Annotated in this window: 15 protein-coding genes; 10 read left to right on the top strand and 5 right to left on the bottom strand. The window is 35.8% G+C overall.

The features are described 5' to 3' along the window. The first annotated feature begins 155 nt into the window (after positions 1-155). The 3 genes from FXW34_RS16825 (at position 156) to FXW34_RS16815 (ending at position 3,319) form a co-directional block, all read left to right on the top strand. A complete protein-coding gene (locus tag FXW34_RS16825) occupies positions 156-443 on the top strand; it encodes a hypothetical protein (protein WP_147535213.1) in 288 nt (95 codons plus the stop codon). A gap of 177 nt (positions 444-620) precedes the next feature. Further along, on the top strand, positions 621-1,364 hold the full coding sequence (locus FXW34_RS16820; protein WP_147535212.1) for an ABC transporter ATP-binding protein: 744 nt from the start codon (positions 621-623) through the stop codon (positions 1,362-1,364). Continuing rightward, a complete protein-coding gene (locus tag FXW34_RS16815) occupies positions 1,361-3,319 on the top strand; it encodes an ABC transporter permease (RefSeq protein WP_147535211.1) in 1,959 nt (652 codons plus the stop codon). Before FXW34_RS16820 ends, FXW34_RS16815 begins: the two co-directional genes overlap by 4 nt. 6 nt (positions 3,320-3,325) lie before the next feature. On the opposite strand, the gene FXW34_RS16810 is transcribed toward FXW34_RS16815, so the two are convergent. Then, the gene (locus tag FXW34_RS16810; protein WP_246141136.1) at positions 3,326-4,213 is read right to left on the bottom strand and encodes a sensor histidine kinase; all 888 of its coding nucleotides are present in this window, start codon (positions 4,211-4,213) and stop codon (positions 3,326-3,328) included. Between the two features lie 101 nt (positions 4,214-4,314). Next, positions 4,315-4,989 (bottom strand): response regulator transcription factor, encoded by a 675-nt coding sequence (locus FXW34_RS16805; RefSeq protein WP_147535209.1) that lies wholly within the window; start codon positions 4,987-4,989, stop codon positions 4,315-4,317. 167 nt (positions 4,990-5,156) lie between these two features. On the opposite strand from FXW34_RS16805, the gene FXW34_RS16800 reads away from it, so the two are divergent. Continuing rightward, positions 5,157-5,513: a nucleotide excision repair endonuclease gene (locus FXW34_RS16800; RefSeq protein ID WP_147535208.1), complete on the top strand. Its 357-nt coding sequence runs from the start codon at positions 5,157-5,159 to the stop codon at positions 5,511-5,513. A 163-nt stretch (positions 5,514-5,676) separates the two neighbouring features. Beyond that, positions 5,677-6,129 carry a hypothetical protein gene (locus FXW34_RS16795; RefSeq protein WP_147535207.1) on the top strand — a complete coding sequence of 151 codons (453 nt, stop codon included), beginning with the start codon at positions 5,677-5,679 and terminating at the stop codon, positions 6,127-6,129. Between the two features lie 77 nt (positions 6,130-6,206). Here FXW34_RS16795 and FXW34_RS16790 read toward each other — a convergent pair whose 3' ends face one another. After that, complete coding sequence (locus tag FXW34_RS16790; protein ID WP_147535206.1) at positions 6,207-6,710, bottom strand: DinB family protein; 504 nt, start codon at positions 6,708-6,710, stop codon at positions 6,207-6,209. A 144-nt stretch (positions 6,711-6,854) separates the two neighbouring features. Here FXW34_RS16790 and yfcE point away from each other — a divergent pair, with 144 nt between their 5' ends. The 5 genes from yfcE (at position 6,855) to FXW34_RS16765 (ending at position 13,285) form a co-directional block, all read left to right on the top strand. Further along, entirely contained in the window at positions 6,855-7,403 is a 549-nt protein-coding gene (gene yfcE / locus FXW34_RS16785) for a phosphodiesterase (RefSeq protein ID WP_147535205.1), read from the top strand. 188 nt (positions 7,404-7,591) lie between these two features. Continuing rightward, positions 7,592-8,752, top strand: coding sequence for a DUF2325 domain-containing protein (locus FXW34_RS16780; RefSeq protein WP_147535204.1), 1,161 nt, complete (start codon positions 7,592-7,594; stop codon positions 8,750-8,752). Positions 8,753-8,785: 33 nt separating this feature from the next. Beyond that, positions 8,786-8,989: a hypothetical protein gene (locus FXW34_RS16775; RefSeq protein ID WP_066082746.1), complete on the top strand. Its 204-nt coding sequence runs from the start codon at positions 8,786-8,788 to the stop codon at positions 8,987-8,989. Between the two features lie 1,153 nt (positions 8,990-10,142). Continuing rightward, positions 10,143-12,497 (top strand): ABC transporter permease, encoded by a 2,355-nt coding sequence (locus FXW34_RS16770; protein WP_147535203.1) that lies wholly within the window; start codon positions 10,143-10,145, stop codon positions 12,495-12,497. 20 nt (positions 12,498-12,517) lie between these two features. Continuing rightward, entirely contained in the window at positions 12,518-13,285 is a 768-nt protein-coding gene (locus FXW34_RS16765; protein WP_147535202.1) for an ABC transporter ATP-binding protein, read from the top strand. A gap of 119 nt (positions 13,286-13,404) precedes the next feature. Here FXW34_RS16765 and FXW34_RS16760 read toward each other — a convergent pair whose 3' ends face one another. Next, entirely contained in the window at positions 13,405-14,091 is a 687-nt protein-coding gene (locus FXW34_RS16760) for an LrgB family protein (protein ID WP_147535201.1), read from the bottom strand. Further along, positions 14,066-14,458 (bottom strand): CidA/LrgA family protein, encoded by a 393-nt coding sequence (locus tag FXW34_RS16755; RefSeq protein ID WP_147535200.1) that lies wholly within the window; start codon positions 14,456-14,458, stop codon positions 14,066-14,068. The genes FXW34_RS16760 and FXW34_RS16755 overlap by 26 nt, the downstream gene beginning before the upstream one ends. Between the last annotated feature and the right edge of the window lie 258 nt (positions 14,459-14,716).

Raw genomic sequence — 14,716 nt, 5'->3', positions numbered from 1 at the left:
TTGATAGATATCTCAAAATGCCAGGAATCAATCCTTATATTGTTTCCTGGTATTTTATATTGAATATGAGTCAATTGATTGCACTTTTGAATGAATTGATTTATATCAATTTTCCAAACTAATGATAAATATAAAATAATACTAGGGGGGATAGTATGGGGGAAAAAACAATGGACTTATTCAATCTAAGTCATTATCAAAATCGTCAGGTTGTTCTCAACTATTATGATGAAGAAGACTTTTTATGGAAGCGAGATGGATTTGAATTTGATTCATTGGAGGTATCGATAGAAAATCTTTCTTTTATAAAAAGAAGTAACAATGTGTTAATTATTACATTTAAGGATTATCCCTATCTCTTAAGGGATAATGATTATCAAGATTACTTTATTTTACAAAGCAATAATTTTAGAAAAAGGATTGAATTATATTTTCCACATTAGATTATGTCAAATTTTACTTTTATAAACAGGACAGGATAATACATAGCCTGTCCTGTTTTTGTTGTTCCTTATTATTTTTTCCTATATGACAAAATTGTCACATTAGATGTTTCTACATCGATGGTTGAGCGGAAAATTAATCGGTATAGTAAGGTGGTGAAGGAGGTCGAAACTAAAATGATTATGATTCAAACAAAAAACCTATCTAAATCCTACGGAAAAATGCAAGTGTTAAAAAATATTGATATGTCCATTGAAGAAGGTGAATTCACTACGATTATGGGGCCGTCTGGATCAGGGAAGACGACTTTAATGAACACTTTATCAACCATAGATAGCTTTGATGGTGGAGAAGTTTGGATTGAGGGGAAATCCCTGTTAGATATGAAAAAGAAAGCTTTGCGGGAGTTCCGCCAAAAACGAATGGGCTTTATCTTTCAAGATTATAATCTTCTCGATACTTTAACGGTGAAGGAAAATATTCTATTACCACTTTCGTTGCAAAAAACACCAATTTCTGAAATGGAGCAACGATTAACGAAAGTAATTGAAGCGTTAAATATTGAATCAATTCTACACCAATATCCATCAGAAATATCTGGTGGTCAGAAACAACGTACGGCAGCAGCTCGGGCAATGATTACGAATCCAGCGATAGTATTTGCCGATGAACCGACAGGGGCACTTGATTCCCGCTCAGCTACTCAATTGTTGGAACAAATGCAATTACTCAATCAAACATTTAATACAACGGTTTTAATGATTACTCATGATCCCTATGCAGCTAGTTATAGTAAGCGTGTCATTTTTCTCCGTGATGGAAAAATCGTCAATGAATTGTACAAAGGAGAACAATCGGAAAAGGAATTCTTTGATAAAATCCTGACGATTCAAAGTGCCATAGGGGGCAACCGACGATGAACCTAATTGATTTATCATGGAGGAATATGAAACGGAATTTCCGTTTGTATACCATTTACTTTATTTCGATGCTTGTTGGGGTTGTCATTTACTTTACCTTTTCTGGATTAATGTTTAATGAAGATGTAGTAGCAGCTATTCAAAATAAAGAAAACTACAAAACGGTAATTTTCATTGCCTCGATAATCGTCTTCTTGTTTATAGTGTTTTTTATCCTGTATGCTAACTCATTTTTCATGAAGCAACGGAAAAAAGAATTTGGTATGTATTTACTTTACGGAATGAAAGAAGTGCAAGTCGCAACAATGGTCTTTTTTGAAACGCTATTTTTAAGTGCCATTGCTGTATCCAGCGGAATATTAATCGGTGGATTATTATCGAAGTTTTTCGGTAGGGTGTTAATGAATTTAATGCATTACAAAGAAGACATTTCTTTTGCATTTCCATTAGAAGCAATTGTCTCAACTATTCTGTTATTTGCTTTATTAATCATCATTATCACTTTTCAAAGCTATATTAGCGTCCGTCGTGTCCAGCTAGTTGAATTGTTTCATGCAAAAGCAAAAATGGACAAACCACTCAAATTTTCTTTTGGATTGGCATTTTTGTCTCTTGTTCTAATCGGAGCATCCTACTACATGATTACTTTAGGTGGAGATACCGCTATTTGGAAGGAACATTTTAAAGAAACTTTTGCCGCAACAACACTGACATTGATAGTTGGAACATATTTATTTTTTCGCCAGTTTTCCGGTTGGATTTTACAAAGAATGTGTAAAAGCAAGAACTACTTTATGGGTGATAAGTTGTTATGGATTTCCTCGCTGCGGTTTTCGATTCGAGGAAATACTGTAAACTTTACGTTTAATTCCCTTATAAGTGCAATTGTCATCTTTGCAGTAGGTTTTATTGCTGTTGATTATGCGGTGAAAGCGGATGTTGTCAAAAAAGAATTTCCAAACCATTTAGCATTTTCAACACAGGATGTTGAAGCTCAAAAACAAATTGAACAAATAATCAATGACTCACACCCAATTATTGCTCATGAAACGATTACGGGGATCCAAACTAAAAATATTGAAAGTAGAAATATGGTTTATAGTCACCCCGAATACTACACCGAGGAGTTTTACCTCTTTCCAGAATCGCAATTAAATGCAGTTGTTGATTTACGTGGAGTAGGTAAAAAGGTAGATGTTGAGGCTGACGAAGCAATTGTTTTATCAAGGGGAATAGATGAACCATATCGATATAAAAGTCCTCAGCCGGAAATGACCGTATTAGAAAACAGTACATTCCGTATAGTAGAAAAAATACGATATCCGTTGTTGAGTATTCCGACAAGTCCTGGTGGTAATACAAAACCCCAGCCTTCTGTACTGATTATTTCCGATGAAGCTTTTGCAAACTTAAAGGAAACACAAGAAGTATCATCGTATGAAATCTATCAAATTGAAGATCCGAAAACATCCAATGATGTGTCTCGAAAAGTATATGACATTGTGATGGAAAATGAGGGAGCATATTATTCAGCTTTTATCGATATGTATTCTTTAGATACTGAGTCATCATCCTTGTTATTGTTCTCGGTTGCGTTTTACGCAGTCATTGCTTTGTTTGCTTTAGGAAGTGTCATATACTTCAAACAGTTGCGCGAAGCAACTGAAGAGAGAGAAAACTATGCGATTCTACGAAAAATGGGTGTTGAAGATAAAGAAATGAAGAAGATAATCCGAAAACAATTACTATTCGTATTCTTACCACCATTAATCTTAGGATTGTTACATAGCTGGTTTCTTTTATACTATACTGTTATTTCATTAATAAAAGACTTGCCTTCCTTAACGACGATTATTTTTTCAGTCATGGGAATGTATGTGTTAACTTATATCATTTTTTACGTATCATCCACATCTATTTATTTCAAAATTATCAATGAAAAAAATGCACGATGAGTTCTCTTACTCATCGTGTTTTTGCAGTTTTAAATACGGATCACTGTCTTTAGGAAAATGAATAATAAACTGAGTGAACTCCTCAATAACCGATGTACAACTAATGTAGTGACCTAATTTGTTACTTAACTGTTGAGCCAAATATAAACCCATTCCAGTCGACTTCGTAAAGGTGCGTCCTGTTTCCCCTGTGAAACCACGGTTAAAAATTCTCGGTAAATCCTTTTGACTAATACCGATTCCGTTATCGCGAAATAAAAGCTGTTTTTCTTGAGGTGTTTCAGAACTTGAAATGGTAATGACTCCACCAACATCAGTATATTTTAAACTATTGGTCATAAGTTGATTGATAATAAACAGAAGCCATTTTGGGTCGCTTTGAACCTCAAGCGTCTCTGCCAGAAGTTCAATCCGTAAATTTTTCGAGAAAAAAGTTTTTGAGTGAGACTTAATAATCTCCTTAGTAATTTTGACAATATCACATTGTTGGATATCATAATCTTGGTTAAAACTATCGAGTTTGGCGTAATAAAGAGCTTGATCTACATAATTCTCAATCTTAGCAATCTCTTCCCTTAAACTATTTGCGTCCATGTCCGTTTGCTGCAGTAGGCGAAGTACGGCAATCGGAGTTTTTATTTCATGGAACCAAGATATGATAAAATCATAATGATCTTTTTGTTTGTTTTGAATTTGATTTCTTTCACGTATATGGTCCCGTTTTAGCTCCTCAATATACGATTTTGCGAATTCACCTTCCAATGACAAGCTGTCATAATCCTGACTTTCCATCTGCCGGATAACCCGCAACTGCTCTTGATAGCGAAAAATCAAAAATCCGATTAACACGATTGAAACAAGAGAGAAGGTGTAGAAGAACGTGCTCCAAGACATGCTACCACTGCTATCGGTGAAAAAAACTACAGCAGAAATGAAGAAGCAGGTTAAATACAAATATATATACTGCTTTTTATAATGAAGAAATCGAAGGAAGGTCATTCGATTATATACCCCATTCCTTTACGAGTAATGATGAAGTCCTCGAGTCCCAGGGCAGTTATTTTCCGGCGCATTCGATTGACGTTTACGGTTAAAGTATTATCATCGATGAACTGCTCTTCATTCCAAAGAGCTTGCATCAAGTCCTCACGCGCAACAATTTTCCCGACCTTTCTCATCATGAATTGTAATAAAACAAACTCATTTCGACTCAATTCCGTAGTTTGTCCGTTGTATTCAATTGTTGAATTTGTGACGTTTAATTTCAGGCCGCGGTGGTTGAAATGAATATTTTCAGCTTCCTCATATGTATATTTGCGGCGAATTAAGGCGCTGATTTTAGCGACAAGGATGTCCAAGTCAAATGGCTTTTGGATAAAATCATCCCCACCCATATTAATTGCCATAATGATATCCATATTTTGATTTCTAGAGGAAAGAAAAATAATTGGAACTTTAGACACCGTGCGGATTTGCCGGCACCAATAATAACCATCAAATACTGGGAGATTAATATCTAATAGAATAAGATGTGGCTCGGATTGCTCAAATTCAATCATTACCTGATCAAATTCGGTCACCTCCACCACTTCGTACTGCCATTTCTTTAGTGTTTCTGCGACTATTTTACGTATCTTTACGTCGTCCTCAATCATCATAATTTTATACATATAATCCCTCATCACCTGAAAAATTGATATATTAATTTTAGCATAATTGTTTGGGGGCTATCATTGTGAACTGTGTGTATACCGACAATGATTTCTGTTCCTGATTCGCAATATCATCAGAATTGTGATAGCATGTATTGCAGTACAATATGAGGAAGTGAGTTTTAATGATTAACATAACGATTCCTAAACCAGATGTGACCATTACAAAACAAAAAAATCCGGAGCAAAGTAATGTTTATGGATTTACTGATTTTCACCTAATCCCTAGGGATAAGGGTGGCATTATGATGTTTTATAATGATAAAAAAGAACTATTATTCGTTGGAAAAGCTAGAAAATTAAGACCAAGAATTAAAAAGCATTTTGAGGATTCTGTTTCTCCAATTAAAATGCACAGAGATGAAGTAGCTAAAATAGCTGTCTGTATCATCGATGATCCTGTCCATAGAGAGATTTATGAAACATATATTATTAACGAACTAAAATCAAAGTATAATATTGATAAAGTGTTTTTTAGATAAAAATGATGAACTAAGCAATGAGAGTGATCGATTGGGATTATACTCATTGCTTTTTTATGTTAATAATAGATTGTCATTATTTTTTTGGAATAATATATCGATTTTTGTTGAATTTCGTGGCACGATAAAGATAACTATGTTGATTTGAAGGGGGCAGCTTAGATTGAACGAAACGAGTAATGCTTATCAACTATCTGGAAACCAGAGTTCGAAGGAATCAAAAACGTATAATATTTATCAGTTCTTTTTTATCGGGTTTATAGGTGGCGTCATTCCGATGATGGTAATGGGCACACAAAATGCAAATTGGTTTAAAATTCCAAAAAAATACAGCTATTCACTAATTGCGCTTGGATTAATTCTTTTGACTGCAAAATTTTGGGCGTTTGGCTTAGTTTTCCAAGGTACGCTACTTATTAAGGCGCAGGTAATTCGCTATTTGTATAAATTTGCTTGTTTATTGTTTTATTATCTTTATTTGGTATTACTAACCAAACCATATAAAGAGCATTTGAGTCATAACGGAGAATTAACACCTATCCTTAAACCTGCTATCATTTGGGTCATGGTGGGAGCAATTGTGGAATTTGGATTATTGCGCCTTGTTATGGGGTAAGGAAACAAAAAGAGGATTCTTCTATGGTAAATCCATTGGAAGAATCCTTCTTTATTTTTTTGAAGAAATATGATTTTTTACAGTGGTGGATTTTCTACCCCCAAATGAATCCAATCCTCTTTTGGAGGACCATAAACCCCAGCTGGTTTTATCCCTGCTTGACGCATTAGCACAGTTATTTGCCCGCGATGATGTACAATATGTTTTATTAGTCCCATTAATATTTGCGCATTTGTTTCTTCTCTCCCAAAGGCATTTTGCACGTTCTCTAAAGAAGCGTCAGTCCATTGTTGTTTAATGGTATGTGCTGCAGAAGAACATACACGTCTAAAAGTTCCAGCAATTTCTTTAGCAGAATCAGGGACACGATTGGCATCTTCCACTTCATCAAGCTTCAACCCAAAATGATTTAAATATTCCGGGATGCTGGTAATTAAGTGCCACGCTATCCTTCCTAGAGTGCGCCCCTCCTGATATACTTGCTGTTGTAATGATTCATTTGTTAGGCCATCTAGTATGTTTTGCGTCAGGATTCCTTCCGAATTCCATTCTCTTATGAAATCGTCAATCGATATATACAATTAAAATACCTCCTTATCTAATATCTGCTATATAATATCCAATATAATGATTAACAATTCAGTAGGTTTTAACTATAAAAATTAGGATTATTATGAATGTGAAAAACAGGTATGTACCTATGCTGATTGTGAGGGAATCATCAAATGAGATTAGGGTTTTTAAGTGATACTCATGGAGGATATGAAAATACAATCCAAGCTCTAGAAATGCTTCGGGATTGTGAACAAATTTGCCATATTGGAGATGTGCTTTATCACGGTCCACGAAATGACATTCCGGCAACGTATAATCCGAAAAAATTAATTGAAGTTCTAAAGCATCGGATCGACATTACCTATGTTCGTGGAAATTGTGATGCAGACGTGGATGAGATGGTACTTAACAAAGACCTTTCAACAAAATCAAAAGTAGTTACTTGTGATGGATACCGATTTTATCTTGTTCACGGGTATGAAGAAACGGAAGAAGAAAGAATTCGAAGGGCGAAAGAACTGAGTTGCCATGTGGTTGTTTCTGGACATACCCATGTTAAGGTATTAAAAGAACAGGACGGTGTTATTGTACTCAACCCAGGAAGTACGACAATCCCAAAGGATGGTTCATGTTCAATCGCACTTTATGGACAGGGACAGATTGAGCTATGGGATCTAAATACGCAAACTTTGATTCAGGCTATGAAGCTGCCAAAATAGAACTGTAATTAATAATAAAATAACAATAGAAAAAAGGCGATGAAACCATCGTCTTTTTCTAATACATTATGTTTGATAGGTTTGAAACAGGAAATTCTATCCAAAGTTGTTTATACTAAAGATAGAGTAAGGAAAACGATTTAAGTGTTTAGGTTAAAGGAGGAGCGAAAAAAAGGAGCTGAAAAAGCATGAGAAGAAAAAATGAGATATTAAGTGTAATTAAAGAAGAGATACAGGAAAAATTAGAACTATTAAATTTTGAAAATTTAGAAAAGAAACAGGCAGAAATCACTACTTTTTTTTCTTTTCTACAAGCGTTAGACACTCTCCCCTTTGAGAATCACCACAATGTAAAAAATCAAGATGAAAAAACCACTAATCTACCCACCGAAGATAAAACTGCAATCCAACACAATGAGGAAGACATAGAGGAAAAATCAGCTGAATCCTTAGAGCAAGAGCAAGATGCAAATTCTATCATTGGCACGGTCTATCGATTTGAGAGGAAACTTCGTGGAGGTGTCATTCCTGAACTTGATGAAGGGTATATTATTCCTGAAAAGATGGTCCGCGATATGAATGCGGATGATGGAGATTTGGTCCGAGTCGTATCTGAAAAGGGACCACAGGACCATAAATCCTATCGGTTTGTCGTCGAGAAGAAAAGCAATCAGACCAACAAAAGCCGAGTTGAACTTAGATTTTGCAACGTGGAAAAAGAAGTAGGGGAACTTGTTGTAAAGACTAGCCAAGGTAGAATGATAAAATTAGATGAAGTTCCATATACGTTCATTATTCGAGAAAAGGATGTGGATATCTATCATTTACACGAGGGTGACATAATCGATATCGCCTATTACAAAGAGAACCCTATGAAAATGAAGGTGATATATAAGCATGAGATAGAGGAACCGCATGAACAAACATTGGAACAAAAACGACTTTTATCCCATGCTAAATGTCACAAAGGACCTGCTGATGAAAAAAATGAAAGGCAATACCCTGTAAATCTCCATTTATTTAAAAATAAAAAAGTATTAGTGGTAGGAGGGGAGAGCAGGCATGCAGATTATGCAGATGCTTTCAATTCTTTAAACTTTGAACTAGAAACCATCACGGGCAATGAAGGAGAAAAGCGCTTATGCCCCTCTATTAATCGCGCAGATGTTATTGTAATCATAATTGGTGAAACAAGCCACGCTGCTTCGATCCAAACTGTAAAAATCTGCAAAGAAATAAACAAGCCCTTTGCAACCACATATGAAAACGGCATTCAATCCGTATTACTTTGCGCAGAAGAAGCAATCAAAAAAGGGATGGAAATGGATCAGTTTAATGTAGTCAGTTAAATTGTTTATTTAAATTAGTAAGGAGTGCTTGTTATGAAGTTTGGAATGAGAAAGCCAAGTTTGAAGAAAAGAATTTCAGCTCGAACAAGTATTAAACGACAAATCGTTCATCGTGCCGGATTAAAAATGCCAAGAGGCTATGGTTGGCTCCGGAACCCAAAGAAATATGCCTATAACAAAGTGTACAACCGAACAACTTTTGATATTTTTAAGCTTATAAAGAAATTGTTTAAATAAGGGGGCTGGGACATAAGTATTTCAGCTAAAAAATCGAACTATGATGCGAAATTCTAACTCTGAATTTCCTAATAGTTCGATTTTTTTATTTTTTACAAAAAACATTACCCTGAAATAACTGTGCATTACCTTGAAATGCAAAATTTTGGCATGTGGGTCTGTTAACCCGAATGTTGATTTACTTGTGTTTGAAAATAAGCGGAAGAATTCCGCTTATTTTGGGAAATGTCCATATTTCGCTAAGAATAAAAGGAGTTTTTCCGCTTATTTCATAAAAATCACTGGATTTTGTCTTTATGTGAGTAGTTAAGCGGAAATTCTACTCTTATTTCACCTCAATTAGCCCCCTTACATTCAATAACGGGAAATTCTCCGCTTATTTCTCATACCTACATAAAAATCATTCGGTTTTATAGCGGACAATTTAGTTCTGTCCCAGCCTTTTCTGTCCAATTTAAAATAGTGAGTGTGTTTAAACAAAGGAGAGATAGAATGAGAATCACACCATCTAGAACGGAAAATAGCATGATAGAGTAATGAATAGCAGCGAATCACACCATCTAAAACGGAAATTAGCATGTTAGAGTAATGAATAGCTAATAATCACACCATCTAAAACGGAAATTAGCATGATAGAGTAATGAATAGCAGCGAATCACACCATCTAAAACGGAAAATAGCATGATAGAGTAATGAATAGCAGCGAATCACACCATCTAGAACGGAAAATAGCATGTTAGAGTAATGAATAGCTAATAATCACACCATCTAGAACGCAAATTATCGTGTTAGAGTAATGAATAGCAGCGAATCACACCATCTAGAACGGAATATAGCGTGTTAGAGTAATGAATAGCAGCGAATCACACCATTTACGAATATAGAGTCGGCAATAAAGATACACTTTATCCCACCAAAGTAGACGGTTTTTGAGAATTAGCTTGTTTACGTTTTTTATTTTCGAGGGTGTTTGCTATAATAGAGCCGACCAGGGATTTATTTAATATGTTTGATGATGCGATATAGCTTGTCACTGTCTGCTTATGGGATTGGGTTAATGGGGCCCTCACCGAGATTTTACTGCAGGAAGTGAGAAGTTTTTTTGTTTTTTTATAGGAGAATTGTCAACATACTTTAGAAAGGAGGAACAATCATGTTTTTAAAAATCGTAATGAATGATTGTAAACGGAAGAAAATCATTACTTTGACCGTGTTTGTATTCTTGACTATGGCTGTTCTTTTAGGCGCTAGCGCAACAAATGTCATTTCCAACTTGATTCAGTCAATATCAGACCTTCAAAAAAGTGCAGTTCCAGCCGACATTACCGTGATGCATAGTGGAGAATATGATCAGGTAGCCATCGACCGATTTGCTGAAGGCCAAAAGGAGAACATTGCCCAACAGGAGACGATGGAGCTTATTAATTTTGAAGGAATGAATATCCATTTTGGTCAAAACGAAACGATGGCTGGTACTGTTCAAGATATTTCTTTTGTTATGCAGAATAAGAAGTTTGATTTTATTTTGGACCTGAATAATGAAAAGCTTGATGTAAAAAAAGGGGAAGTGGCAGTTCCTATTTATTTTATGGAAGAGTATGACATGAAAATTGGTGATACCATAACGGTGCACCAAGGAAGATATAAAAAAGAGTTTGTTATTTCAGATTATGCACGAGACTACGAAATGAACTCGTCGCTTACTTCATCGAAACGGTTTGTATTAAGTAACCCGGATTATGATGAGATGCGTGAGAACCATGTTGGAGAACTTGAGTATTTAATAGAATTTAAACTGAAAGAAAATGGAGATTCTCAAACGGTCCAGACAGCATACATAGATGCAGGTCTTCCAGCAAATGGTCCTACTGTCACAGGAAAATTGTTTATGATTTTTAATGCGATGTCTGATGTGGCAGTTGCCATCGTGATTATTCTGATCAGTCTACTGCTAGTAATGATCGCAGCGTTCTGTATTAGACTTACTTTTCTTGCGACGATTGATGAGGATATTAAAGAAATCGGAGTCATGAAGGCAATCGGAATTTCGAGAAAAAATATTAAGAAGGTTTACCTCAATAAATACAGATTGATGTCAGTGGTAGCTGGAATCATTGGTTATTTGCTTTCTTTCGCAGTTGTATATCAGTTTAATAGTAATATGAGACTGTATTTATCATCAGATGTATCTGGAAACTTAAAGTATGGCATATCACTTATTGCTCCATTAGTTGTATATGCCATGATTGTTTTGGACTGTAAGAGAGTAATGAAAAAAATTGATAAAATTTCAGCGGTTGAAGCATTACGCACGGATGTCCTAGACCGAGGCAAACGCCGAAAATACAGATTTTCACTACTTAGAAACAAAATATTTAGCACCAATATATACATGGGACTTCGGGACGTTGGGAAGCGTTCTAAAATATACGGTCTCGTGCTGATTATATATATCGTCTGTACGTTTATTGTAGTTATGCCTTTAAATATGTATAACACGATGAAATCACCGGAATTTTCTACATATATGGGTATCGGAAAAAGCGACATGAGAATTGATTTACGTAAGACGGATAGCATAACGGAAGATTTCAAACAGTTACAGGAAGACTTAAAGAACGATAAAGACATAGCCAAACACGCAGCTTACGTTACATGCTCTTACCAAGTTAAAAATACAGAAGATGCTTGGGATTATATCTATATTGAAACTGGAGACTTTTCTATTTTCCCATTAAAGTATCTTGAAGGAAGTGCACCGAAGCATGAAGGTGAAATCTCACTTTCCCATGCGAATGCTTCAACAGATGGATTAAACAAGCAGGTCGGTGATGATGTTATTGTAAAAGTTGGCGGGACCGAGAAAACTCTGAAGGTTTCCGGTATATATCAAGACATTACCAATGGCGGAAAAACAGCTAAGGCTGATACAAGCTTTGGTGTAAACGAAGAAGCAGTACTTTGGTATATCGTTAGCTTAGATGTGGCCCCGGGAGTTGATAAGGGTGAGAAAATGGACTATTACCGACAGACATATGAATCTGCTCAAGTAAATGATATCGCAGAATATACACAACAGACTCTTGGAAACCTCATTAATCAGATGAATGCAGTAGTTATCGGAGGAATGATGATTTCTCTCATCATTGTGGCATTGATAACAGCATTATTCCTTAAGATGTTATTGTCAAAGGACATGTCCCAGATTGCCATCATGAGGAGTGTTGGATTAACATCAAAGGATATAAAAAATCAATATTTGGCGGGGACTATGATGGTGTTGATAATGGGAATCTTTCTTGGAGTGCTGGCATCAGATTATATTGGCGAGTTTCTTGTGAGTATGGCAATGTCCTTTATGGGAGCGGCCAAAATCGAATTTGTCAATAACGCTTGGCAAACTTGGTTTTTATGTCCGTTAGCGCTGATAGTGGTTGTTGGAATCACGATTTCTGTGTGCTGTAACGTAACAGTGAAAGATGATATATCGGTAGTTTTACGAAGCTAAAACGTAGGGGAGGGAACGTTGTGTGTCCTATTCTAGAGGCAAGAAGCATGAACAAAAAGGTAATATTAGCAGAAGACAATGAGCTTCATATTTTAAAAGATGTGAATTTAGACATAGAAAATGGTGAGTTCGTCTCAGTCATGGGGCCGTCCGGAAGCGGGAAGTCAACGCTATTATATAATGCGAGTGGGATGGATCGGATTTCATCAGGGAGTGTAAGATTCAAGAATCAGGAAATTGGTACGATGAAAGAAGAGGACCTGGCGAAGCTTCGTCTGAAGCACATGGGATTTATTTTTCAAGATATTAATCTATTAAAAAATCTATCAGTTATTGATAATGTCATGTTTCCCGCGCTGATTGAAAAAGGCACCGATAAAGAAGCGGTCCATCAAAAGGCAAAAAAGCTCTTAGAAATTACTGGAATAGAAAAACTTGCAGATAACCAGATTACCCAAGCCTCTGGCGGACAGTTGCAGCGGGTCGGCATCTGTAGAGCTCTGATTAATGATCCCGATATCATTTTTGGGGACGAGCCGACTGGAGCTTTAGATTCAAAATCAACTGAAGAAATTATGTCACTACTTTCTGACATTAATAAAAAAGGGACAACCATCATGCTCGTAACCCATGATGCAAAGGTAGCGGCCAAAACCGAAAGAGTATTGTTTATGGTAGATGGAAATATCGTTGCGCAAAAAAAAATGCAAAAGCACGATGCGGAGCATGACGATATTAAGGAAAGAGAAGAGAGTATTATGAAATGGTTGGTGGAGAATGGATTTTGATTATTTGATCGTGGTAAACGCGGTACCGTTTTAGTACTATAGGAATGGGAATTGTGCTATCTATTCCCATTCCTTTGAAATAAAAATTTTACATCTTTCCAAGCATTTATTATCCACATTTATAAAAAGAACGGCACAATAATCGGTGCAATGATTGCTGTAAAGATAGCTGAGAGCCCCATAGCAACTCCAGCAATTGCACCTTGAAGTTCACCTTCAGTGGCAGCTTGGGCAGTACCTTGACCATGAGAAATCGTTCCAAGTGCTAGTCCTCTTGAAAGCGGATTAGTAATCCGCGTGACGTTCATTAACCATGGACCTAAAATGGTCCCTAAAATACCAGTTGCAACCACGAATGCTGCAGTTAGAGCAGGATCACCACCAATGATCGACGAAACCTCTACAGCTACTGGCACAGTCACTGACTTTACACTACTTGAAGCAATGATTTCATGAGATAAATTTAATAATTTTGCTAAAATAACAGCAGAAATGATGGTTGACAACGTTCCAAAAACTAAACCTAATATCGCAGGTATACTATGTTTTTGAATAATAGCTCGATTTTTATATAAAGGAACCGCTAAAGCAACGGTTGCTGGCCCTAATAGGAAGGTCATTATCTCCTTGGCGGGCGTGTATTCATCATAGTTGATGTCAAGTATTAATAAGAGGATAATGATCAATGTTGTACTAAAAAATACTGGAGTTGTTAAAGGAGAAGGGTATCTTTTTCCTGCAACTTTTGAGAGAAGATACGCTCCAACTGTAATCGCAATACTAAGCAGTGTGACGAATACGACCATCTTCTGCACCACCTTTTTTAATCACTAATCCTTGTGATACAACTCCTGTAACAAGTATTCCAACCACAATACTTCCAATCATAACAACTAGAAATGACAGCCCACTTTTTAAAAATAAAGCTCCAAAATTCATTAATCCAACAGCAATCGGAATAAAGAAAAAAGCTAAGTGTTTTATCAATAACGACGATGCATCGTCAATCCATGTTAATTTTACTACCCCTGTAATCAACAGCAAGAATAAAATAATCATCCCGATGACACTTCCAGGAATGGGTAAGTCAAAGCTTGAAACTAAAAAATACCCCAATTCATTTAAGAGCCAAAGAAATAATAATTGCGTTACTACTATGATTGTTTTTTTCATCACTAAGCTCCTAACTAAACCACATTAATTATTTTGATATAACGTTAGTGTAGCATAAAAGTGATTTAGTATGTGATAGTACTTATAGTGGAAATGTATTTATATGTGTTAACAATATTAGTAGAACTTTTTATGATAAATGAAAAAGACAAAGAGATAATATTGGATCCAAATAGAAAAGACACCCTTTATAGGTGCCCAGGCAAAAAATATTTGAATATGTATCCAGAGTAGAGTGTGAATACTTTTTTCGATGCC

This window comes from Bacillus marasmi, from assembly GCF_902168435.1.
GTDB classification, from domain to species: domain Bacteria; phylum Bacillota; class Bacilli; order Bacillales; family Cytobacillaceae; genus Bacillus_BU; species Bacillus_BU marasmi.
The sequence above is the reverse complement of the archived record's forward strand: the minus strand, read 5'-3'. Positions and strand labels throughout refer to the sequence as shown.